Origin of the sequence: Hydrogenoanaerobacterium saccharovorans (assembly GCF_003814745.1) — a bacterium.
GTDB lineage: Bacteria > Bacillota > Clostridia > Oscillospirales > Ruminococcaceae > Hydrogenoanaerobacterium > Hydrogenoanaerobacterium saccharovorans.
Window position 1 is genome coordinate 229,401 of record NZ_RKRD01000002.1, and the last position, 23,284, is coordinate 252,684.

Annotated in this window: 19 protein-coding genes; 9 read left to right on the forward strand and 10 right to left on the reverse strand. The window is 42.8% G+C overall.

The features are described 5' to 3' along the window. The first annotated feature begins 11 nt into the window (after positions 1-11). From EDD70_RS11285 to EDD70_RS11305, 5 genes are read left to right on the forward strand one after another with little or no spacing between them, the layout of a single operon-like run. Entirely contained in the window at positions 12-2,168 is a 2,157-nt protein-coding gene (locus EDD70_RS11285; protein WP_092755382.1) for a ComEC/Rec2 family competence protein, read from the forward strand. A 35-nt stretch (positions 2,169-2,203) separates the two neighbouring features. Further along, positions 2,204-3,253 carry a DNA polymerase III subunit delta gene (gene holA, locus EDD70_RS11290; RefSeq protein ID WP_092755384.1) on the forward strand — a complete coding sequence of 350 codons (1,050 nt, stop codon included), beginning with the start codon at positions 2,204-2,206 and terminating at the stop codon, positions 3,251-3,253. 13 nt (positions 3,254-3,266) lie between these two features. After that, positions 3,267-3,860 (forward strand): ribonuclease M5, encoded by a 594-nt coding sequence (locus EDD70_RS11295; RefSeq protein WP_092755386.1) that lies wholly within the window; start codon positions 3,267-3,269, stop codon positions 3,858-3,860. Beyond that, positions 3,814-5,196 carry an MBOAT family O-acyltransferase gene (locus tag EDD70_RS11300; protein ID WP_092755388.1) on the forward strand — a complete coding sequence of 461 codons (1,383 nt, stop codon included), beginning with the start codon at positions 3,814-3,816 and terminating at the stop codon, positions 5,194-5,196. The genes EDD70_RS11295 and EDD70_RS11300 overlap by 47 nt, the downstream gene beginning before the upstream one ends. A 48-nt stretch (positions 5,197-5,244) precedes the next feature. Next, entirely contained in the window at positions 5,245-6,378 is a 1,134-nt protein-coding gene (locus EDD70_RS11305; protein WP_092755390.1) for a DHHW family protein, read from the forward strand. A gap of 61 nt (positions 6,379-6,439) precedes the next feature. Here EDD70_RS11305 and EDD70_RS11310 read toward each other — a convergent pair whose 3' ends face one another. The 7 genes from EDD70_RS11310 to EDD70_RS11340 form a co-directional block, all read right to left on the reverse strand. Then, positions 6,440-7,924: a DUF1846 domain-containing protein gene (locus EDD70_RS11310; protein ID WP_092755392.1), complete on the reverse strand. Its 1,485-nt coding sequence runs from the start codon at positions 7,922-7,924 to the stop codon at positions 6,440-6,442. Positions 7,925-8,094: 170 nt separating this feature from the next. Then, positions 8,095-8,463: a hypothetical protein gene (locus tag EDD70_RS11315; RefSeq protein ID WP_092755394.1), complete on the reverse strand. Its 369-nt coding sequence runs from the start codon at positions 8,461-8,463 to the stop codon at positions 8,095-8,097. Then, a complete protein-coding gene (locus EDD70_RS11320; RefSeq protein ID WP_092755396.1) occupies positions 8,429-8,665 on the reverse strand; it encodes a cation transporter in 237 nt (78 codons plus the stop codon). Before EDD70_RS11320 ends, EDD70_RS11315 begins: the two co-directional genes overlap by 35 nt. 67 nt (positions 8,666-8,732) lie before the next feature. Beyond that, entirely contained in the window at positions 8,733-8,942 is a 210-nt protein-coding gene (locus EDD70_RS11325; RefSeq protein ID WP_123811043.1) for a hypothetical protein, read from the reverse strand. A 56-nt stretch (positions 8,943-8,998) separates the two neighbouring features. Beyond that, a complete protein-coding gene (locus EDD70_RS11330) occupies positions 8,999-9,196 on the reverse strand; it encodes a DUF6774 domain-containing protein (RefSeq protein ID WP_092755398.1) in 198 nt (65 codons plus the stop codon). A gap of 112 nt (positions 9,197-9,308) precedes the next feature. After that, a complete protein-coding gene (locus EDD70_RS11335; RefSeq protein WP_092755400.1) occupies positions 9,309-10,826 on the reverse strand; it encodes a response regulator transcription factor in 1,518 nt (505 codons plus the stop codon). Continuing rightward, positions 10,810-12,615 carry a cache domain-containing sensor histidine kinase gene (locus EDD70_RS11340; protein WP_092755402.1) on the reverse strand — a complete coding sequence of 602 codons (1,806 nt, stop codon included), beginning with the start codon at positions 12,613-12,615 and terminating at the stop codon, positions 10,810-10,812. The genes EDD70_RS11335 and EDD70_RS11340 overlap by 17 nt, the downstream gene beginning before the upstream one ends. A gap of 215 nt (positions 12,616-12,830) precedes the next feature. On the opposite strand from EDD70_RS11340, the gene EDD70_RS11345 reads away from it, so the two are divergent. The 4 genes from EDD70_RS11345 (at position 12,831) to EDD70_RS11360 (ending at position 18,023) form a co-directional block, all read left to right on the forward strand. Further along, positions 12,831-14,138 (forward strand): ABC transporter substrate-binding protein, encoded by a 1,308-nt coding sequence (locus EDD70_RS11345; protein ID WP_092755404.1) that lies wholly within the window; start codon positions 12,831-12,833, stop codon positions 14,136-14,138. A gap of 63 nt (positions 14,139-14,201) precedes the next feature. Beyond that, positions 14,202-15,071, forward strand: a complete 870-nt coding sequence (locus EDD70_RS11350; RefSeq protein WP_092755405.1) for a carbohydrate ABC transporter permease — start codon at positions 14,202-14,204, stop codon at positions 15,069-15,071. A 2-nt stretch (positions 15,072-15,073) separates the two neighbouring features. Continuing rightward, entirely contained in the window at positions 15,074-15,895 is an 822-nt protein-coding gene (locus EDD70_RS11355) for a carbohydrate ABC transporter permease (RefSeq protein ID WP_092755407.1), read from the forward strand. Between the two features lie 28 nt (positions 15,896-15,923). Further along, positions 15,924-18,023: a glycoside hydrolase family 36 protein gene (locus tag EDD70_RS11360; RefSeq protein ID WP_092755409.1), complete on the forward strand. Its 2,100-nt coding sequence runs from the start codon at positions 15,924-15,926 to the stop codon at positions 18,021-18,023. Positions 18,024-18,271: 248 nt separating this feature from the next. Here EDD70_RS11360 and EDD70_RS11365 read toward each other — a convergent pair whose 3' ends face one another. From EDD70_RS11365 to EDD70_RS11375, 3 genes are all read right to left on the reverse strand, one after another. Then, positions 18,272-21,391, reverse strand: coding sequence for an NPCBM/NEW2 domain-containing protein (locus tag EDD70_RS11365; RefSeq protein WP_092755411.1), 3,120 nt, complete (start codon positions 21,389-21,391; stop codon positions 18,272-18,274). Between the two features lie 65 nt (positions 21,392-21,456). Next, complete coding sequence (locus EDD70_RS11370) at positions 21,457-22,737, reverse strand: Gfo/Idh/MocA family protein (RefSeq protein WP_092755413.1); 1,281 nt, start codon at positions 22,735-22,737, stop codon at positions 21,457-21,459. After that, entirely contained in the window at positions 22,734-23,168 is a 435-nt protein-coding gene (locus tag EDD70_RS11375) for an ureidoglycolate lyase (RefSeq protein WP_092755415.1), read from the reverse strand. The genes EDD70_RS11370 and EDD70_RS11375 overlap by 4 nt, the downstream gene beginning before the upstream one ends. Positions 23,169-23,284: the final 116 nt, after the last annotated feature.

Below are 23,284 nucleotides of genomic sequence, written 5' to 3' on the forward strand. Positions count from 1 at the left end.
AGGTAACACAAATGAAGCGACCGATTGCTGTAATAGGGCTGACCTATCTTTTCACAGCGGCGGTCGCTGTTTGTTTTTCTTGGGCAGTTTGCCTTTGGGCGGGTGCGGCAATGGGTGCTTTTGGGCTTTTGGCACTGTTTTCGCATCACCCGATGAAACGCTGCGTCAGCACGGTGCTGCTTACGGCAAGCATTGCGTGCATGGCAGTGATGCTGTTTACGTTGTGGCAAATTGAGCCGCAGAGGGCGTTGGAGGGCAAAACGATACCCGTTGCGGGTACGGTAAGCAAGGTGACGAGTGCGCACTCGATTGAATTAAAGCTTGACAATGGCACAGTCATGGCGGTGTCTTCGCGCGAATCGCTCGATGCCGAAATCGGCGATCGTTTTTCAGGGACGGTTGCACTATCGCTTTACGAAAGCAATAACAATTCTTTATATGCAAATCGCAAAGCCAAAACCGTACCTTTGCGCGGCTTTGTATTGGGTGGCTATACCGTTGAACCGCCTCAAGGCGCCATTCGCGGTTGGCTGTACCAGCAGAAACAAACCATGAGCAACGGGGTGCGCCGCATGCTGCCCAAATACCAGGGTAATGTGCTTGCGGGTATGCTGCTTGGGCAGAGGCACCTTATTGCCCGGGAAATAGCAGATGATTATTCTGCATCAGGTATTTCGCACATTCTTGCAATTTCGGGGCTTCATATTGCAATGATTGCAGGCTTTTTTCAAATTATGTGGTGGGGGCTGCACTTGGGCAATCGGCTGAGTTGTATTCTTACTGCCGCTGCCATTGTGCTGTACATGGCTCTGGTGGGGTTTACGCCATCGGTGGTACGTGCGGGTGTTATGCTTATTTTGCACCTGATAGCAAAGCTTGTATCGCGCAGGGCAGATTCGCTTACCTCCCTTGCCGTTGCAGGGCTTGTTATTTGTTTGCCCAACCCGCTTGCCGCAAGTGATGTAAGCTTTCAACTCTCCTTTACAGCAACGCTGGGTATTGTACTGCTTTCAGCCAAAATGAGCGATGCCATAGAAAAACGACTGGGGCAAACACGTTTCCCCCGAATACAGCAATTCTTTGCATCGGCGTTGGCAATGACCCTGTGCGCAACGCTGTTTACCCTGCCTGTGATGGTATTCAGCTTTGAACAGGTGGCGCTTTATGCGCCGCTTACCAACCTGCTTATTGCGCCGTTGATTCCGCTGGTTATGGTGTTTGGGTTATTTGCGGCTGTGCTGAGTGCGGTACCGTTTATCAGTGTGGCTGCGGTACCGTTTGCATTTTTATCAGGCATTCTGGTTAACATCATATCGTCTGTATCGGCATTGATTGCAGCACTGCCGTTTTCACAGCTCCCTGCAGGAGCGGGCTTTGTGTCTGTTTGGATGTTAGGGGCAGCGGTGCTCATTGGATTGACGGCACTGCACCCCACACAAAAAAAGATAGCGGCGTGCTCAGCACTGTGCGCTATCTCGCTCATGACAGGGATATTATCTTACCAGCTGGTGCTGCGGGGCGCAGTAAGCATCACGACCCTTATCACAGAAAATTCTGTGGTGTTCATAGCAGTAAAAGACAGGAGAGCGGCAGTGCTCGGTGACATCAACAGCAAAAGTGATGTGTATCGTGTGCAGGCGGTGCTCAAGCGATATTCTATCGACGGCATCGACCTGTTGGCGTTACAGCCCACCGCAAAGCAGCGGAACGGTGCAGTGGGCAGTTTGTTTCACCTTTACCCTGTGGGTGCTGTGGTTCTGGGTAAAGATGATTGCGCCGATGAGCGCATTGCAATGGCTGCACAAGCCGCAGATGCTGTGTACGAGTGGGGCGATATGCGAATTACACTGTTTGGCGGCGATGAGGTGCAGCTGTATCAAAACGATATTTCGGCTGAATTTAGCGGCATAAAAACTTCCATTCTGACAGGGAAATGTGATATACTAAGCAGTAGCAGGCGGTTTGGCTGCTGCGACATTGCCGTTTTGGCAGGGGGTATTCCGCAGGGCATCGGCAACCTGCGCTGCAATACACTTATCACCAACCGCATTTACGGCGGCGAGGTACATGCCGGGCTTGCAACATCCACCTATGTCATGGACGAGGACAAGCCTGAGATAAGCTATATTGTAAAAAATGATAGGCTGAAAATGCTTGAAGACGGATAGAATGTTCTGCAAATAGGCAGAAAGGGGGCAAAAATTTGATTTATAAAGCAGAGGCCGATTTTGCGGCAAAACTTAAGAATTATGCCCCGCATAATGTTTACTTTTTGTATGGCGAACAAAACTACCTCAAAAAGATGTATGTGAAAAAAATTATTGATAAAACAGTGGATAAGACATTTGCAGATTTTAACCTCAACCGTTTTGACGGTACAAGTGCCGGCATGGATGAAATATCGGATGCAGTAGAGGCATTGCCGATGATGGCACAGCGCAAATGTGTAGTCGTCAACGACCTTGATGTGGGTAAACTTTCGGCAACGGAAAATAACAAACTTAAAGAACTGCTGTCATCCCCGCCCGAAACAACGGTACTGGTTTTTACCACTACCGATGTTACAGTGGATTTAAAGAAGAGCGCAAAATGGAAAGCTTTTATTAAGTTGGTAGATGCCGTAGGTGATGTGGTAGAGCTGGGCAATCGTTCTTCGGGCGACAACAATCGCTTTTTAAAAGCAATTGCCGAAAAAAACGGCTGTACGTTATCCACTGACAATGCTTATTATCTGGTTGAGCGTTGCGGCGCAGACATGCAGGTTCTTAAAAACGAAATGAACAAGCTGTGTGCCTATAAAAGCACGGGAGAAATCACCAAAGCGGATATCGACCTGTGCGCTATTCCGCAATTAGATGCCAGCGTGTTTGATCTTTCTAAGCTGATAATCAAGGGCGATTACCAGGGCACCATGCAAAATCTTGGTGAACTGCTGTATATGCGCGAAGAGCCTGTCATGATTTTGGGGGCACTTTCTGCCAGTTTTATTGACCTTTACCGCGCAAGAGTGGCAAGAGAAAACAGCAAAACCGCCGCAGACCTCAGCCGCATATTTAGCACCTACAAAGGTAAAGACTGGCGCGTACGCAATGCGATGCGCGACTGCGACCGCTTTAGCAAAACCCAGCTCGGCAGCATTTTGGCTCTGCTTGCAAAAGCAGATTACAAACTGAAAAGCAGCAAAACCGACCATGTGGTTATTTTGCAAGAAACCATAACCCGTATTTTTGCGGTGGGAAATGCACGGCGTTAAAAGGAGAATACCTGTGATAAAATTAAAGCAAGCTGTTGTGGTAGAGGGCAAGTACGATAAAATTAAGCTATCATCAATTTTAGATGCTACCATTATAGAGACCAACGGCTTTCGCATTTTTAAAGATAAAGACAAAATTGCCCTGCTTACCGAACTTGCCAAGCGAACTGGGCTTGTGGTTTTAACCGATTCGGATACAGCGGGTTTTACGATAAGAAATCATATTAAAAATTGCGTTCGCGGCGGGAAAATCTATCACGCTTACATCCCCGAGATTTTGGGGAAAGAAAAACGCAAAACCGTAGGCTCTAAGGCGGGTACACTTGGGGTTGAGGGGGTGCCTGCCGATATTATCATCGCAGCACTTGAAAAAGCAGGTGTGCATGCAGAGCCAAGCGGCGGACGTACACACCAAATTACAAAATCCGATTTATATCAAGACGGATTATCCGGTACGGCGGGCAGCCACCAAATGCGCATAAAACTTCTTAAAAAGCTGGGGCTGCCGCAATATCTCAGCGCAAACTCGATGTTGGACGTGCTGAACACGATGTTCGGCTATGAAGAATATAAAAATCTGGTGGCAGAGCTGCAAAGGACTGAATAATATTTTGAACCTGTACAGTTTGACGTTTATCTATTTATTTCTGCCGCTTTCGGTGCTGGTTTATTATGCTACACCCAAGCGTGCCAAAAATGCAATACTGGTTCTCATATCACTGAGTTTTTATACAATGGCAGAGCCGAAGTATCTGCCGTTGATGGTAGGCTCGGTGCTGTTCGATTACTGCGCAAGCCGCCTGATAGAATCCTTTGATACCAAAGAAAAGGTACGCAAAGTGTTGATGCTGTTTGTGCTCATCAAAAACGCACTGTTGGTAATATTATTGTCCTCGTTTACGCAAAACCGCGAGTTGTGGCGCCCGCTGGGAGTAATGATTTATGCTATTACAAGTTTAGGGTATACGCTTGATGTGTATAAACGCGAGACTCAGTGCGAACATAATCTGATTGATTTTGCACTGTTTTGTGTTTTGTATGTTAAGCTGCCTGCGGGCCCGCTGGTGCGTTGGAATGAGCTGCGAGACCAAATCAAAGACCGGCGACCATCACTCTCTATGATCAGCGATGGTGTGGTTCTGTACATTCAAGGGCTTGCCAAAAAAGTAATTATCGGCAGTACGATGACTTCGATTTACGACCGCCTTGCTGCATTTACACCATCCGAACAATCGGTGGTGTCATCATGGCTGATGACCGCAGCCTTAGCATTTGCCATTTATTTTAACCTTTCGTCGCTTTGCGACATGGCGCGCGGCCTTGCAAAAATATACTCGATTGAGCTGCCACGAAACTTTTGCTACCCCTATCAATCGCGCAGCATAACCGAGTTCGTCAGCCGCTTTAATATTACGGTAAGCAAATTTTTTCGCGCATATTTGCCCGAACGGCTGCGCGGCACCCCGCTAACGGGCACTGCTATGGTACTGAATATCGGCATTGTTACCCTGTTTTGGGGTGTGTGGTTTGGCTTTCGTGTAAACTTTATTATTTGGGGGCTTTACTTTGTGCTGTTTCAATTGCTTGAGCAACTGGGGCTTGGCACTACGCTGAAAAAAATACCGGTTTTGTTTTCGCGCCTGTATACGTTTGCGGTAGTATTGCTCTCTTTCGTTATTTTTGCAGGTAATAATGTAGACCAAAGCATACGCTATTTTACAACCATGCTTGGGCTGGGCAACCCTAAACTTTATACCGACCCTGCTATGTATATCGCATCTTCCAATTATATTCTTCTTATTTTGGCTTGTATCTTTTGTACCAACTTGGCAAGTACTATACTTGCAAAACTGCGCAAAAAAGTACCTGTATTCAGCGAGCTTTTAAGCAGTGTACTCAATGCGGTTTTGCTGTTGCTTTCCACCGCTTTTCTGTTGGTATAGCAGGGCGAATCTGCCGTTATATTATAAAATGATGAAGGAGGGAATGGCATGATAGGGAAGCGAATCAGTGCGATGTTTTTTTTGCTCATGATGCTGCTCGTCCCCGTGGCGATGTGGGCTAACGGCGGTTTTAATGCGTTCCCTGTGTTTAATATTTTGCAGGTTGCCTCCGGCGAATACTCCCAACAGGCAGAGCAAAGGTTTGAAGAGAATTTTCCTCAGCGCGAAGAGCTATCGAACCTTGCTTGGAATTTGCGTTACCGTATGGGAGTCAAAGAAATAGACGGATATTTTATAACCGATACGAGTATTATTAAAAATGTGGGCAAACCAAACCGCGATATTGTTAAAAAAAACAAATCCGCTATTATGGAGTTTACGCAAAGGGTAAACAATAAAACCTATCTCATGCTGCTGCCTACAGCGTCGGCAATCAAACAGCGGCAGTTGCCCGATTTTGCTACACCGTACAACCAAAAAAGTTTTATTGAAGATGTATACAAAAGCTTTGGTGGCGAACTGCTTACAGTGGATGTTTACCCGATACTGTTTGCCAACCAAAACAAAAACCTATATTATAACACCGAGGACCAGATTACCCCATTGGGCGGTTACTACACATATATGGTGCTGGGGGATAAGTTAGGAACCAATGTGAACTCGCTTGACCGGTATACGATTGAATATGTAAAACATGATTATGAGGGCAAGTTAAAAGCAAAGTTCCCGTATGCACAGGTGAAAAGCGATGTGATTACGCTTTATAACTACCGCCTTGATAAATTCTTTCGTACCTATACGGTTCGGCGTACGCAAGGCAATGAGTATGCTTCGCTGAACGATTTGTATGACCGCAGCAGTTTGCGGGGCGAAAACCCGCTGGATGTTTATTTTGGCGGAATGTCGCAAATTGTAGATATTACAATTCGTACCGGTTCGGACAAACCCAGCCCCAATAAAACCAAGCTGCTCATCGTTGGGGATGAAACGGCGAAGAGTTATGTCCCTTTTTTAACACCGCATTACAGCCAAATACAAATCATTAACGCGGTTACCGCCACACCGCAGCAGCTTGCCGATGCGGATGTTTCAAGTTTTGATCAGGTGCTGTTTGCTTTTTCTACCGACACCTACATGCACTGCGAAAATCTATCTGTAATAACAGAATTGGCAAACTCATAAACCAATGCATCGTTTAAAATTTTGCATAAAAAACTCCCGCTTAACCAAGCGGGAGTTTTACTTATTTATGGTACAGTTTTTTGGTTTGATACTGTGGCTCGCAAGTGAGGTTCATCCCCAACTTTTTAAATACCGAGTCATCCACCTGAGAGAGTATGACCGAAGAATGTGCCTCGCATCCCCGCAGTTTTTCTAATTGTTTCATTGCCAGTTCAGCGGTAGGGTTGGTTGCCGCACTCATGGATAACGCAATCAGAGTTTCATCGGTGTGCAGGCGGGGGTTCAGGTTGCCGAGATGATCCACTTTAAGATGCTGAATCGGCTCAATGATGATGGGCGAAATAAGGTGCATATCGTGGCTGATACCGCCCAGATATTTCAGCGCATTCAGCAGTGCCGCAGAAGAAGCCCCCAACAGAGAAGATGTTTTGCCGGTAATAATGGTGCCGTCGGGCAGTTCGATCGCAGCTGCGGGCATTCCGGTATCGGCAGCTCGTTTTCTTGCAAGTACGGCAACGGCGCGGTCGGTATGGCAAACGCCTGCTTGCTTCATCAGCAGCTCAATTTTATAAATAGAGGATGCTTCTGCCCGCCCTGTACGCTGGTCGCACAGCATATGATAGTAGCGGCGAATAATCTCCTGCTTGGAGGCATCGCGAACAACGTCATCATCAGTAATGCAGAAGCCCACCATATTTACACCCATATCGGTGGGGGATTTGTATGGGCTTTCGCCCAGTATTTTTTCAAATATTGCGTTCAGTACAGGGAAAATTTCAACATCGCGGTTGTAGTTAACCGTGGTTTTGCCATAAGCGTCAAGATGAAACGGGTCAATCATGTTGACATCGTTTAGGTCGGCAGTTGCAGCTTCATATGCCAAATTAACCGGATGTTTGAGGGGGAGATTCCAAATGGGAAATGTCTCGAATTTGGAATAGCCCGCTTTGATACCGCGTTTGTACTCGTGGTAAAGCTGCGAAAGGCAAATTGCCATTTTACCGCTGCCCGGCCCCGGTGCTGTAACCACTACAAGCGGGCGGGTTGTTTCGATATATTCATTTTTGCCGTAACCTTCATCGCTTACAATCAATGGAATATTGGAGGGGTAACCGGCAATGGGATAGTGCAGAAATACACGTACACCCAAATTTTCAAGCCTCTTTTTAAATGCATCTGCAGCAGGCTGGCTGGAATACTGCGATATTACAACGCTGCCTACATACAACCCAATGTCGCGAAAAGCGTCTATCAGGCGCAGTACATCCACATCATAAGTAATGCCAAGGTCACCGCGAACTTTATTTTTCTCGATATCCGCAGCACAAATAACAATAACAATTTCTGCGCTTTCTTTCAGCTGCATCAGCATTTTTACTTTACTGTCGGGTGCAAAGCCGGGCAAAACACGTGATGCATGAAAATCATCAAAAAGTTTGCCGCCAAATTCGAGATATAGCTTATTGTCAGACTGTGAAATGCGATCCAGAATATGTTCCGATTGCATTTTCAGATATTTTTCGTTATCAAATCCAATTTCTTTCATAATTCCCTACCCCTCTATTTTTAAACATACACCTTATATTATAAAGACTTGTGCGGTTATTTACAACCGCTGACGTAATGTTTTTAAAGCTTACCCAGAACAATTGCTTAAAAATAACAAAAAAGCAGTACATCCAACGGATATAACTGCTTTTTGCTCACTATATAATTTTACATATGCCAGTGCGAAATATTACCTGAAAGATCGTTATCGGTTTGGAATATATTTTTCTTTATCGTATCAGAACCGCTTTGCTGCACATCACTAAATTCTGGTGTGGGCTTAATGTCTGCTTCATAGGCAACTAAAACTATATTTTTACCTGTATCGTGTTGAACTTGTTTTTGAAAGCGTTCAAGCTCACCGGCCATTCGCGGCGAAATATTTGCAATTTTGTAATCAGAATTCAAAAAAATCACCTCAAACATATTTTGCACCGATGATGTGAATTTATAAACGGTAAGTTTTTGAAAAAAACCGCCCCTTTTCAGGAGCGGGAGGCTTTTATCTGGTATGAATGTAGCTGGCATCTGCAGCAATTTGGTACCCCATTTTGTTCAGACAATACTCAATATTGTCATAAGATACTCCCGAGCTGTTGTAATCAACAGCTACAAGGTGGGTATTGTTATCAACATAGACGGATGAAATTCCATGCAAGTTATCAAGTTTTGTTTTAATATCTTGCATATTGTGGTTGCCTCTTGTATCTTCGACAATAAAGTAAGCATTTTCAATCATACTATCACCTCAATGATAGTTTCTCCAAGGGTATAGCGAAAATGAAAAGCAATTTCTGCAAATCGATTTATTCTTTTTTCGATTTATATTTTTCATCCATTACTCCGGGTTTTGGAATAGAGTAAATATCGGTGTAGGATTCGGCTTCTTCATCGCTTAAAGGCGGAGTTGGTATCAGCCCTGTGCATTCGGTAGCAGATGCGATTGTGTCGAAGTCAAAAAAATCGTCATCCTGTTCGCTTTGCGGTGCAATATTTTTTTTATTTTTATCAGACATAAGTAATCTCCTTTAAAGTTTTATGTATTTAGTATATGCATTTGGCTAAAATCAATTCAGTTTTTATTATTATCAGTACTTTGAGGCGAAAGTTGTTTTTGGTTGCAAAAGCCTCTTTGTATCGAAATGGTAGTCAACGTATCTCCCAGCTGATTGAATATGCTGCCAAGCAAGTTCAGTTCGTCGTCTGACAGACATTGCGCAATTGTATTAGCGAGCGCATTCACAGCAAAAGTAAGTTCGCAAGCATTCATAAAATTCACCTCGTAACATTGTATGCTGCAAATGGCTTGGCGGCTTATGGCTGTTGCAATATGAGTTATAATCAGCGCTGAATTTGATGAACAAAACAGGGCGGCAGGAATACTAATTCCCTAAGTTTTCGCGGTATTCAGACGGAGATACACCTGTAATGCTTTTAAAAATTCTGCTGAAGTAATGCTGGTCAAAGTAACCGACATACTCACTTATTTGCTTTACCTCCATTGCAGGGTTGTCGTGCATGAGCTGTTTCGCGGTAGCAATTCTCAAACCGATCACATATTTCATAGGGGTTTCGCCGGTACTGCGCTTGTACATTTTTATAATGTAGGATGGTGTAAAGTTGAATTTTTGAGCAATATCGTCTAGCGTAATATTACTGTTGTAATTTTTTATGAGATAGTTTTTAATTTCCGTAATTAACTCTTGATTCTCCACTGCAACCGAACTGTTAAACATCACCGGCAATGAGTTCCAAAAATTAGTTGAAAGGTTTAACGTGCTGAGGGGGAGTGCCATTTTATCAAAAATTGTATACTCAATATGATAAAGCTCCGCTTCGCTCATACATGTGGTGTGCTGCTGCAATAGTTTAAGCAGTTGGTGAATATATTCCTCAATCCATATTTGAGGCATTTTGTTTTTAATAATATTGTCCAATTGGGTTGTAATTTCGGTCTCGATTAAATCTGTATCTTCGTTGTTAATAAGATTAATCAGCCTTGTTTTAAAATCTCTGCCTAAAACCGAGATAGGCAATTTCGAATCGGTCAAAGCAGCTTCCATTAATATAGTTTCATCCATAACAAGCTGCCGCCTTAGCACAAGGCGCAAATCTTCCACTTGAGTACTCAGGCTTTTTAAAGTATCGTAATACGAATAATAAATATGTACCTTAATTTGTTTAAATTCTTTTTTAAAGTAATCATACAAAGAGTCTAATAACTCTATACATTTATCTTTATTGTTGATAGAAAACATAATGAATTTAGTATTTGGGCTTAATTCATCAAAGACAAATGCCTCACAGTCTTCGCTTGGTAAAAAACCGAGGTCGACCTCGTCCCATAAGCTATTAAAATAACTCCTTACTAAGGTGGAAGGCACGTAGTTGCATAAATTGCCTAAGTTTACAATGGATAAAATGTTGGTACAATCTGCCAATCTGCAAGGAAGATCTTCAAGCGACTCTGTGTTAATAATCTTTTGCAGCTGCTGCTTTGTTTCAAAATGTTTATTCTTTTGCAGCACATGTTTCAGTTTTGTTAGTATATTTTTAAGCGCATTGGTTCTGATTGGTTTTAGCAGATAATCTTCAACACCCAGCCTTATGGCGTGTTGAGCATATTCAAATTCTGCATAGCCGCTTATGATTACAACTTGGATGTTGGGGCAAATCTGTTTTGCTTTTTCAGCCAATACCAGCCCATTCACAATTGGCATTCTTATATCGGTAAAGAGTACATCCGGCTTTAGAGTATGAATCAGTTCTAACCCATCTTTGCCGTTTGTGGCAGATGCACATATTTCAAAGCTTGGGTCACATAATGTTATACTTTCAATAATGTTATTTCTTATGAGCTTTTCGTCCTCAACTACGATGGCTTTAAAGGTTAAATTCATACTGCTCCTCCTTATCGGTATCCAGTAAACCACCTATTTTAACAAATGCACCGCCGCTGGTGTTGTTACCATATTCAAATAGAGTGTTTTTACCATAATGCAAAAATAGGCGCATGTAAATATTTATTAATCCCATACCATCCAACTCATAGAATTGACGGTTTTCTGCTGCACTGCTTATTTGCCGGTCAAGCTCTTGTATCGTTTCGGCAGTAAATCCATCACCATTGTCGCTCACACGAACCATCCATTCGGTTTCGTTTATCTCTCCATCAATTTGTATGTGCCATGGGGGAGCGCAATTGGTGGCATACTTTGTACAGTTTTCAACCAGGGGCTGGATGATAAGCTTTGGGATTGTTACGTTTTCTATCGATTTAGGGATATTTACAGAAAGCTTAATATCATCTTCGAAACGCACTTGCATCAACTCAATATAAGATTGGGTATGTTGCAATTCTTCGTGGATTGTGACTAAATTGGCTGAGCCGGATGAAATGTATCGCATCATGTCGGTAAGGTCGCAGCACATGGATATAATTTTTTCATCTTCGCCCTTATCGGCTAAAATGCTTATAGTAGTTAAAGTGTTATACAAAAAGTGGGGGTTCATTTGAGACTGCAACGCCAACATTCGCGATTGCATTTCTGCACTTCGCATAGAAACAATTTCGTCAAGTGAATTTTGGAGCCTCATACACATGTTTTTATAAGTCAAAATCAAATTATCAAGTTCATCAATGTTAGAATTTATCATTTGTGGTTCGCTGTTTGGCAATTGGGTTAGTGTTAACTTGGTTATGGCTTCATTTATATGTTTAATTGGCATGGTTAAACTTTTTGAAATCGTATATGTAATTAAAAGGGTGATGTACATCCCCAATAAACTCAATATAAAAACACTGTCTCTCAGTTTAAAGATGGGTGCAAATAAGCTAGAATGCGGCTGAGCGATTACGACATCAAATCCGGTAAAATCAGAGCTTCGCCTTACAATTGTTTGCTTTGTTTTTTCTATCGCAGCTACAACTTGATTTTTATTTGAATTTTCAAAAGGCAGCAAATACATTTTTGCGCGGTCCGTATTTGACAGAAACGGATAAACCAAATTTCCATGAGAATCAAACACAAAAATTTCCATCCCATCAGCGTCAGTGCTGACATTTTTTATGATGTTTTCTATGGAACTGTATGTCAGTTGGATTTCCAGAAATCCATCTTTTTCGGTACCCCATTGCTTAGAAAATGTGCGGCAAAGCGATAAAACAGGTTTTCTGTTATTAAAAAATGGGGCAAAATGTGTGCCCACAATTGTTTTTGCTCCATTGCTTTGTTCACTATCAGCTAACCACATTACTTTACCAATATCTTGTTTTGAGAGTGTGGTAAATACCGAAGTGTTTCCGCTTGCAATAAACTCGCCGCTTTTGCGAAAAACATTCACTTGATATTTGGATACAGAAGGCCCCAAACAAGAATACAAATAAGAATTGAACTGGTACTGCAGCATTAAGCTCCCGCTTTTGTAATTATACATATCAGAATAAACAAGGTTTACAAATTCAGGCGAATAAAGTAAACGCGTGGATAAATCATTTACTTCGCTAAATAAATTATCTAATTCTTTGTTTAATGTATTGCTAAGCTGCAACATCGAAGCCGTGGCATTTTTTTTTAATGTATTTGCAGTAAAATAATAAAAAAATAACGAAAAAATTAGCATAATGCACATCACCAGTACACCATACCAAGCAAACAACTTCATCTTAATACTTTTAAATATTTTCATAACATCACCTGTCTGCGTTTATTATATCAAAATTTATCAAAAATTGCCATACTACATAAAAAAACTCAATATTATCCACATGTTTGATATAAAGTGTACTATATAATCCACCAGCGATAAAATCCACTTAGAATGTTTGATATAATCCATTCCATTTAAAGGAAGATTGGATTAAAATTTAATTACAGGTTAATAAAATATTTAGGAGGTACATTATGAAAAAATCGTTGGTTAGTATTTTTTTGGCAGTTGCCATGACAGCATCTGTTTTGTCGGGTTGTGCATCAGCTCCTGCTCCTTCCGCGTCAGGCAGCGCCTCGCCTACTGAGGCAGAACCGGCTAAGGACGTTACACTTGTTGTTGCATCTTCTGCAAACTGGACAAAGGATATTGACAAGGAAATTGCTGAGAAGTTTACAGCAGAAACCGGCATAAAAGTAGAATTTCAAGCAACTCCCGATGACCAGTATTCCAACGTACTAAAAGCAAAACTTTCTACCGGCGAAGGCCCCGATATTTTTCTTTGCCAGTCGGGCGTAGGTATGAACGAGTTCCTCCCGGATAAAAACTTCCTTGATTTGTCGAACGAGCCATGGGTAAGCCGTTATGTTGACTGGGCAAAGTCAGGTACAACCTATAATGGTAAAATTGTAGCAATGAACCTGTGGTCGGCTGATGGCTGGGGTCTGCTTTATGACCCGGCAAAATTTGAAAAAGCGGGCGTTACGGCGGTTCCTAAAACTTATGAGGAATTTGATGCTGCTTGCTCAAAATTAGTGCAGGCAGGTTACGTGCCTGTTTACGAATTCGGCAGTGCAATTTGGCATCAGCCTCTATGGCTGAATGCAGTAGGCAGCACGGCAGAAGCTACAAATCCCGACTATTTAAAGGCCTTGAACGATAACACATTAAAGTTTGCAGATGTTCCATCCTATGAGCTTGCGCTTACACAGTTAAAGCAGTTTGCAGATAAAGGCTATTTCGGAAAAGACTTTATGGCGCAAACATGGGAAACCTCTATCGATAATATGGCAGCAGATAAATATGCAATGATATTGACTTATACAACCTACCCGAACGAGGTTATGGCGGCTCACCCCAACAGCGGTGCGGATAAGTGGGAAATGTTCCCCGTCCCGTTTGCAGACAACACCAAATTTGCCATGTCTTCCGGCGGCGTAGTTCATGCCATCAATAAAAATTCAAAAAATATCGATGCAGCAAAAGCTTATTTGGAATTCCGCTCCAAAAAAGAAAATGCAGCACAATTTTATGCCGCGCGCACTGACTTGGGCTCGACAGCATTTAACGATGTTGAGGGGAAAATTACTTTGGCATTTGATACCGTTAACAAAAATTCAAACGCTTCGGTGCTTGACCTTCAAACAGGCAGCCAGTTCTTCGATTTAACGACAATGGGCAAATACTTCCAAGAATTGTACATGGGTACAAAAACACCCAAGCAAGTTCTCGAAGCTATTGACAGTGACCGTGCAAAGATGTTTGAGGCAATAGCAAAATAACATTTACGATTTGCAAGGGACGCTGGTAATGTCCCTTGCAATTCTTTTTTATGGAGGTCAAGGATGAAAGCGAACAAAGTATACTCTAATTGGTTTTTAATTCCGGCAGTAAGCTTATATACAATCTTGTTTATAATTCCGGTTATCATTGGGTTTACATACTCATTTACCAACTGGAACTCTATGTCGGATGCCGTGAAATTTATTGGATTAAAAAATTATCAAGAAATCTTTACACTGAACAGTCCGTATTTATACAGTATCATCATTACGTTTGTATTCACATTTTTTACAATTATCTTTAAAGGTACTTTGGGGCTTGGTCTTGCACTTCTTCTTAATTCCAACATTAAGTGTAAAAATGTTTTACGCGGAATATTCTTTTTGCCATATGCTCTTTCTCCCCTGATTATTGGCATTGTTTTTATTTCTGTTTTAAGCCCCAACGGTATTTTTAACGAGTTTTTACGCTTGATTGGCTTTGATTCTATTGCCAAAGGGTGGCTTACTACACCCAATACCGTGCTGGGCGCTACAATCGGGGTAGAATCTTGGAGAATGATTGGCTGGAATATGGTAATTTATCTTGCCGGGTTGCAGGCAATTCCCAAAGATTATTACGAGGCATCTTCAATTGACGGTGCAAGCGCATGGGTTCAGTTTATAAAAATCACAATCCCATTTCTAATGCCGTCATTAACCATTACTACGGTTCTTAACACTATTCACGGCCTTAAAACATTCGACCTTATTTTTGCTTTAACCGGGGGCGGCCCTGGCAGTTTAACTGAAGTTATTAATGTTTCAGTGTTCAGAGAATACTCTTTAGGCAGATATGGTATGTCTACGGCTTTAGGAGTAGTAGTATTCTTAATCACATCAATCATAGCACTTACCATGAAAAATGTAATGACAGGTAAGGAGGTAAAATAACAATGAGAACAAAAAAAAGAACCATCATTTTAAAAACGATTCTGGCATGGATACTGTCTCTTATCATAATTGCGCCTGTTTTAGTTGTTATTTTTTCTTCCCTCAAGTCAACTCAAGAAGCTGCTCATATGAACTTGTCATTGCCATCTGCAATTAAGTGGGAGAACTTTGCAGAAGCAATTAAAAGAGGCGGCCTTGTAAAATCGTTTTTTAACAGCTTGCTTATTTCTTCTTTTTCTGCTGCAATCAGCTTATATTCATCTGCAATGGCTGCATTTGTTATGGCAAGGCGGCAATCAAAGCTGAACAAAACAATTTTCAATTTTATTTTTCTTGGGTTAATTGCCCCGCTTAATTATGTGGCAACAATAAAGTTTTTTCAAGTTTTAGGGCTGTATAACAGTTATATCGGTATCATTTTATTAAATGCCACTCTTGGTATTCCTTTTGCAGTTTTTGTTTACTATGGTTTTATGAGTTCAATCCCCAAAGAATTGGATGAAGCTGCAATTATTGACGGCTGTAGTTCGCTTACTTTATTCTCTAAGGTTATATTTCCGCTGCTCAAACCGGTTACCATGACCGTACTGGTGCTTAATTTTATGGGTGCATGGAACGATTTTATTTCGCCGTTATATTTATTAAGTTCGTCTAAAAAATGGCCGATGGTTATGTCGATTTATAACTTCTTTGGCTCACATTTTAACGAGTGGAACATGATATGTGCAGTGATTGTGCTTAGCGTAATACCCATTATGGTTCTTTATATTGCAGGGCAAAACTATATTGTGTCTGGTATGACATCCGGAGCGGTAAAACAATAAAAAACAACAAATAAATGAGGTACAAACAATGCATAACAACATCTTATTAAGTAGTTTTACTTTAGGCGATTTACGAATTGATTACTTGAAAAATGAGAATAACCAAGTAGGGATGCTGCTGTTGCCTGCCGGACTGCAAAACACGGTATTTATCAATAAAAGTGAAATTGATAGCCTGGTTCATGTAAAAGTGATGGGGGATGCTTATGCCACCGGTTTTGCAAGCGGGTCATCTTTACGGTGCTCATCCACCACCCAAAGCCTACAGTATTTAAGCCAGCATACGGTTAAAACACAAAATAAACTTGAAATCATCACTGCCCTAGCGGGGGATAATGGCATTGCGGTTGATCATCACATCGTATTACAAGAAAACTTAAAAGCGGTAGTATGTTTTGCTGTTGTAAAAAACAAAGGTGAAAAAGATGTGACAATTGAGATGATAACATCGTTTTCGCTTGGTAACCTCACGCCTTATGCTGAGGATGAAGCGGTAAACCAGATGATACTGCATACCATACAAAGCACATGGGCCGCAGAGGGCAAAATGCTTTCGCAATCTGTGGAGCAATTGAATTTTGAAACCTCGTGGGCAGCACATGGCATGCGCTCCATCCGCTTTGGCCAAGCAGGTTCTTTACCGGTAAAGGGTTATTTCCCTTTTGCTGCATTAGAGGATAAGATAAACCATGTGACATGGGCGGCTCAAATCGAGTGCGCATCCTCTTGGCAAATGGAGTATACCAGATACGGCGACGGAATCTGTATGTCGGGCGGGCTGGCAGACAGAGAGTTTGGGCACTGGTATAAAAACTTAAAAACGGGCGAAGAGTTTGCAACGCCGCATGCCATTGTTACCGCAGCAATGGGTGATGTGGAAGAGGCTTGCCGCAATATCTACAGCTATCTTAATACGACGATCAGCTCTGTAGACGGAGAAGAAGACCTGCCTATTGTATTTAACGAATTTTGTACCACATGGTGCAACCCCAATATTGAAAATATAAAAAAGATTGTTGATGCCATAAAGGGCAAAGGCTTTCAGTATTTTGTCATAGACGGCGGATGGTATAAAACCGAGAGCGGGAATTGGGAAGATGATTTAGGCGATTGGAATGCATCCCCCAAATTGTTCCCCAACGGGCTGAAAGAAGCCGCAGATTACATAAGAAAGCATGGTATGATACCCGGGCTTTGGTTCGAATTTGAAAATGTAGGCATCCATTCGGCGTTGAGCAAGCGCAAAGACTGGGTACTTACGCGTGATGATAACATTATAAAAAGCGGTAAACGTATCTTTTTGGATATGGAAAACCCAGAGGTACTCGAATACCTGAACCAAAAGGTAGTGAAACAGCTCAAAGACAATGGCTTTGGTTACATCAAGGTGGATTACAACGAGACCATCGGCATCGGGTGTGACGGTTACGAATCGCTTGGTGAAGGCGTTAGACGAAAGGTATTGGCAACACAGCGCTTTTTCAAGAAGATGACAGAAGAAATACCGCATTTGATTGTTGAGAATTGTGCCTCGGGCGGAAATAGGTTAGAGCCTTCTATGCTGAAAGTCTCCTCCATGACCAGTTTTTCAGACGCGCATGAATGCCCCGAAATACCTGTAATTGCAGCCAATGTCGGCAGATTAATCCCCGCAAAACAAGCTCAAATATGGGCAGTGCTGCGAGCCGGCGACAGCCCGCAAAGATTGTATTATTCTTTAGCTGCTACCATGTTGGGCAGAATTTGTATTTCCGGCGATGTGCCTGAGTTGAGCAGTGAGCAATGGAATATTGTAGCGCAGGCAATCTCTTTTTATAATCTTGCAAAACCTGTTATAAAGACAGGTGATTTATATATTACCCGCGAAAATGTCAGTTCGTACAGAAAGCTGACAGGGTACCAAGCTACGGTACGTATGTGCTGCGAAAAAAACCAAGCCTTAGTGGTAGTGCATAATTTCACAAATGAAGACACAATAAAAATAAGTTTAGGCGCTGATGCAAACCCGCAGATTTGCAGTTGTTTCGGCGTAGAAAAAGACCAAATTGAAATAAAACAGAATGTATTACACATCAAACCACCCGTGCACTTTTGGGGCTGTGCCATATTATTAAATATAAACATGTAAACAAAGATTGCTTTTATTTGGTTGAGCGTTTACTTATGTAGCCCAAGGTGGATAACACCCTTCTATGTTCTTTAACGGTGTTATTCATTGCCTAGTAGGATGGATTGCCTAAATTAATGCTCCGTTTCGTACAGAATCGCCCAAATGAGCACCCAAAACAAAGTACATAAAAAGCCGATGAAAAGGGCATTTTTGATGCCCGATTCATCGGCTTTTGGGTTTATTTTTGTACTATTTCCAGTAGAAGCTTATTGCATACTGCCCGATGGTACGATGCTTACCATCTCGCCTGCGGCAAGCGAAAGTGTAATAGTTCCGTCCGATACGTCTACATCAGACGACAGCAAGGCAGTACCGGTTTTGTTTACGGAATAAATGTCAACCGTTTGTGCTTGGAACTCTTTTTGGAATTGCCATGTTTTATTGGTGTAACCATTTACGCTGTAAGCAATAACCTCGTTTTCGGCCCATGTAGCCGGTACAAAAATATCATCCTGGGTTCTTATCAGCTTATTATTACGCATTACCATGCGGTTATTGGCGTTCGCCACAAGCCCGTCGGAATAGGTAACAACATTGTTTTGCAGTGTAAGGCGGTTGAAGGTGTTTTGGTAAGCCCAAGGCAAGGTTTGCGTACAGAACTGGAATTTAAATTCCTTGTCCCAATTTGGGCGTGTAAGGCCGTAAACTTCGCGCTGTGTCAGTAAATCTTCACCCCACATACTGCGCCCAAACAAAATCTCAACGGTTTCTTTGTCGCCGCCGTATTTGATATCGTTGATTCCGCCGCCTGTCACCATAGAGGCAGGTCTTGTCATATAAGATTGAATGCTTTGGTTAAAATGCCAGGTCATAGGTAAAACGCCAAGCAAACCGCTGCCGTCTCCGCCTGCACTGTTTTCGTTGCCGTCATGCAAAAACTCGGTGGTAAGGTCTATTCCGCAGTCACGCCAATAGCGTATCATCCGAATACGAGCTTCTTGCTCGGTGCGGACATTGCTTTGCTTTGAACTGCGGCAGAAGAATGCATCACTGTGGATGGTACCTGCGCGTTGCAGTCTGCCGTCCAGCATGTTGATTAAGTTATCCACTCGCTGCTTATAAAACCCTTTTTCCCACTCGTTTTTGTAGTTTACCTGGTAAGCGGTTTCACCCTCCCAAGTGCCAATGCTTTTTAACGTACCAAATATGGTTTTAGAAATCAAATCATTATCTACATAGGTTTGCCACAGGGGGCTGTCTTTATAAGCATCGGTAGAGTTGATATGCAGGCTGACCCTTGTATTGTATTTTTCGTATGCTTCGTCCATCAGCCATTTTAAGCAATCTAAGCTGGTTACATGGTTGCACGAGGTGCATTTTAAATGCTGGTTTACCTGCCCCCATGCCGGGTATTTATCGTCATGCCCTTGATACTGCCAACCCACAAGATAAACAATTTTGGGTATTTTTCGGGTTACATTATCCACCTGCCGTATAATATCCAGTGCATCGTCAAACCTTGCAGACACGATGGAACCTGTTTGGCTGCCTTTTTGCGGTACTGCCATTACCAGTTTCATAGTAAGTGTGCCGGGATAATTTATGATAGAAGGCCGTTCCAATACACCTGCGTTTTCATCTGCAAATGCGGTGGGGATATTGCGCCATGTGCCGATGTGCACGGTATAGCTTCGGCTGCCCTTTGCACCGCTTACCTGATATACAACCGGTTGCGTAAAGTTATTTATGGTTTCTCCGCTTTGCTGCGGTACTCCGGCTACCGTTACGGTATTCCATTTTCCGGCACTGAAAACGGGTGCAATTGCAGAGCGGTCTGTATTTTCGGGCACTGTAACATAAATATCGTTTGCATGGATGATGCCCGTACCTTTTAAAAGCTGATTGTCGGGCAACCGAACTTGGAATGATTTGAACTGAGCGGAATCCGTAAAACGAATCACATAAGTTTTGTCCTCAATTTTAATAACAGCCTCGTTAGATTCGCTGGTTGCCTGTGTAATTTGCACCTGCGCGCCTTCTGCCGCCTCTACCGATACAACCGGAATGTCCGGATATTTTTCGGCAGAAACTTCGTAATTGTAAACGGATGGCAGAAATTCAGCTAGGTGTTCTCCGTTAATTTTAATGGAACATAAATTTGCGCTCTTATAATAAAGTTTTGCATCTGCCAAATCAAGGTCGTCACTCCAGTCATTCCCGTTATCACCTTGTGTAACCGCAAACTTCAGCTCTTGCACTCCTTTCACATCCAGTTGCAGGTCGATTAAATCTTTGTTGTGAAAGTTAATGTGGTCGTTGCGGTAAATTTGGAGGTTATCGGCATAAACCACAAGCCCCATGATGCTCATATTTCGGCTCGGTTCGGCATTACAGCCGTTATCCGGTGCAACAATTGCAGAAAAAGATTCGTACGCACCTTGAAGGGAATACACAATTTCGTGCCCTGCATGGGTACCAATTCCTTTTTCGTATACCGTTCCGTAAATGTTAATGGGGGTGTAGTTAATGTTGGCATCTTTTACTGGCAATTTGCCAAGAGATGTATTGGCAGACTTCCAAGTAAGGTCGCTGAGGTAACGGGATTGCGAAGACCCCGACGCCTTTTGTAAAAGATTTATGCTGTCTCTCAGCCTTGTTTCAGCTGCTGTGTAGGCAGCCTCATCGTCGCCTGCGGCAACCGTTTTTGCATTGGCGAGTGCATCTGCAAATACAGCCCAACTTTCAGCAGTATAATCTGTTTGATTGAGTTGTTCTGCCTCGGTAATTGCCTGCGCTAATTTTTCTTTCGGCGTAAGCTGTTTTACTTGCAACCGTGCATTGCCCCAAATACTCCAGTCAGAATCGCCTCCGTCACCGGCATCATCTACCACAATGCGCAGCTTTGCGGCACCGGTAACGTCTACCTCAATTGGTTGCAGCGCAGTATGGATGGTAATTGGGGCACTGCTTGCCCACCTCGGCTCGGTCTCATCATCGACATAAACAGAGCAGTGAATCGAGGTCGGCTTCTTTTTATCTTTGTTGGTATAGTCGGTGCCAACATCTGCCATAAACTTTGTATAATTGCCTTTGAGCTCGTAAACCACAGTACCCACCGCATGCAGCCCGATTCCCTTAGAATAAGGTACTGCCGCACCGTCTGTGCCAATCATGCGGATTGGCTGATTTTCGCAGTTTAAATCTTTTTTAGGCTGTGCCCAGTCATCCTGAGAATGGGGGTGTACCTCTTTCCAGTTTAAATCGCTGAGATAAACTTCTTGGGCTATTTCCTGTGCTAAAGTGGGGAGTGCATTTAAATTAAAAACGGTAAAAATAATTGCAATAGCCAATGCCATAGACAAACCTTTTTTTAACGTCGTTTTCATATTGCTCCTCTTTTCTTATTTTAAATAAACACAGTAAAAATTTTAGGCATTTGCGGGGGATACTTTTAAGCTCTCAGTTCTTGCACACAGACAGACTTGCCCTGTGCAATGCGTGATTCTTCGGCTGCAAGCGCGACGTAATGGCTTTCTAACGATTCCTCTAAATTGCTGCACATTTTTTTGTTTTCTTCGTTTGCCAAGTACTCGATAAACTCTTTCACCATTTTAACATCCCCGCCGCCGTGGCCGGAAAAATCATCGCTTAACTTTGTAACATCAATGATTTGGGGCTGATCACCAAAACGGCACACTTCAATGGTATTGGCACCCATATCCGCTTCGATATCGCCCATTGTCCCCATCACTTTTAAGGAGCGATGGCCTTTGCTGGTAAAAGCACACATGGTAAGACTTGCCGTTACACCATTTTCCATTTGCATGTTGACGATTTGATGGTCTACTGTGTCGTTGTCGCAGTGATAGACACAGCGCCCATAAGGCCCCTTTTCGATTGCTTCTGTAATGCTTGCCTCTGTAGGGTACAAAGCCAAAACATTACACGGCCAACCAACATTGCCATGCAATACGCCTGTTTGAGGATTGGTAAGGTAGATTTTTTCTGCATCGTAAGGGCAGCTTTCTTTTGCCTTACAGCCCTGTGTACAGCGCAGTGCAGCACCTTGCGGGGCTTTATCGGCTTTAAACAAAGCCGTATCGCCAAAAGAGGATACTTCACTGCACCGCTGACCCATCAGCCAAACTAAAATGTCCAAGTCGTGGCAGCATTTTGCCAAGATCATAGGGCTTGTTTCAGCGGTGTTTCGCCAGTTGCCGCGTACAAAGCTGTGCGCCATATGCCAGTAACCAACGTTTTCAATTGCCTGCAACGAAACGATATCACCAATGATGCCGCTCTCAATAACTTCTTTTACCTTACGATAAAACGGTGTATACCTTAGCACATGGCAAACCACCACCTCCCGGTTGTACTTCTTTGCTTCTTTTAACAGCGCACGGCATTCTTCTGCACTGGGCGAAATGGGTTTCTCCAGCAAAATGTGGTAGCCCTTACGGATGGCAGGGATGGCATGACCTACGTGCTGACGGTCTTGCGTACATACAAATAGCACGTCGGCAAGCTTTTCGCTCTCAAGCATTTCTTCTACGGTGCGAAAGCACTGCTCATCGGTAAGGCTAAATTGCTGTTTTGCTTTTTGCAAGCGTTCAGGCAGCATATCTGCCACTGCAACTATTTTCATTTTATCGGGGATTTTTTTTGCAACTACGGCATAGGTATCAAGGCCTCTGCCGCCGCAGCCTGCAATTGCTACTGTAATCTGTTTCATTTATCTTCCTCCTTTAAAATGACAGCCGCCGCTATAGGGCTTGGCAATTCAAAAAATTCTGAGTTCACTTCTAAATTTTCTGCAATTTTTACAATGGTTTCGGCAGACAAAGTGACCATATTGTGCCAAACACCTTTATGTAAACATACCGGGCAATCGAGTAAAAATGCATGGTAATCGTGCGGGGTTTCGGGTGCCGCTGCCAGTAGAATACCTGTACCGCGAACCGGTTCAAAGCTTTCCAAAGAGGTGGGGTGGCACTCCAGCCTGAGGCATTCGGTGTTTTTTACACGGAACATGGCAAGCCGCCAAGGGCTTTTTTCTTCGGTAACAATAATTTCAAAACATGTGTCAGGTTTTTCGCCGCTAAATTGCAAAACCTTACCGTATGGTGCAAAGCTTTCTGCTGTAATTGTTTCAATTATTTTCATAGCGAATCCTTTATTTTCAATTTAAATTGGTGCTTGCATTTTGCATGCAAAGAGCACCTTGCAGGTATTTATGGCGATAATAACTGTTCTGTTATGCCTATACCGTAAAACACGGT

Coding starts and splice junctions, on each gene's coding strand:
- EDD70_RS11345 (WP_092755404.1), top strand. CDS start 12,831: ATGAAAAAATCGTTGGTTAGTATTTTTTTGGCAGTTGCCATGACAGCA.
- EDD70_RS11335 (WP_092755400.1), bottom strand. CDS start 10,826: ATGAATTTAACCTTTAAAGCCATCGTAGTTGAGGACGAAAAGCTCATA.
- EDD70_RS11340 (WP_092755402.1), bottom strand. CDS start 12,615: ATGAAAATATTTAAAAGTATTAAGATGAAGTTGTTTGCTTGGTATGGT.
- EDD70_RS11325 (WP_123811043.1), bottom strand. CDS start 8,942: ATGTCTGATAAAAATAAAAAAAATATTGCACCGCAAAGCGAACAGGAT.
- EDD70_RS11330 (WP_092755398.1), bottom strand. CDS start 9,196: ATGAATGCTTGCGAACTTACTTTTGCTGTGAATGCGCTCGCTAATACA.
- EDD70_RS11370 (WP_092755413.1), bottom strand. CDS start 22,737: ATGAAACAGATTACAGTAGCAATTGCAGGCTGCGGCGGCAGAGGCCTT.
- EDD70_RS11305 (WP_092755390.1), top strand. CDS start 5,245: ATGATAGGGAAGCGAATCAGTGCGATGTTTTTTTTGCTCATGATGCTG.
- EDD70_RS11300 (WP_092755388.1), top strand. CDS start 3,814: ATGAAGAATATAAAAATCTGGTGGCAGAGCTGCAAAGGACTGAATAAT.
- EDD70_RS11310 (WP_092755392.1), bottom strand. CDS start 7,924: ATGAAAGAAATTGGATTTGATAACGAAAAATATCTGAAAATGCAATCG.
- EDD70_RS11355 (WP_092755407.1), top strand. CDS start 15,074: ATGAGAACAAAAAAAAGAACCATCATTTTAAAAACGATTCTGGCATGG.
- EDD70_RS11320 (WP_092755396.1), bottom strand. CDS start 8,665: ATGATTGAAAATGCTTACTTTATTGTCGAAGATACAAGAGGCAACCAC.
- EDD70_RS11365 (WP_092755411.1), bottom strand. CDS start 21,391: ATGAAAACGACGTTAAAAAAAGGTTTGTCTATGGCATTGGCTATTGCA.
- EDD70_RS11375 (WP_092755415.1), bottom strand. CDS start 23,168: ATGAAAATAATTGAAACAATTACAGCAGAAAGCTTTGCACCATACGGT.
- EDD70_RS11360 (WP_092755409.1), top strand. CDS start 15,924: ATGCATAACAACATCTTATTAAGTAGTTTTACTTTAGGCGATTTACGA.
- EDD70_RS11285 (WP_092755382.1), top strand. CDS start 12: ATGAAGCGACCGATTGCTGTAATAGGGCTGACCTATCTTTTCACAGCG.
- EDD70_RS11350 (WP_092755405.1), top strand. CDS start 14,202: ATGAAAGCGAACAAAGTATACTCTAATTGGTTTTTAATTCCGGCAGTA.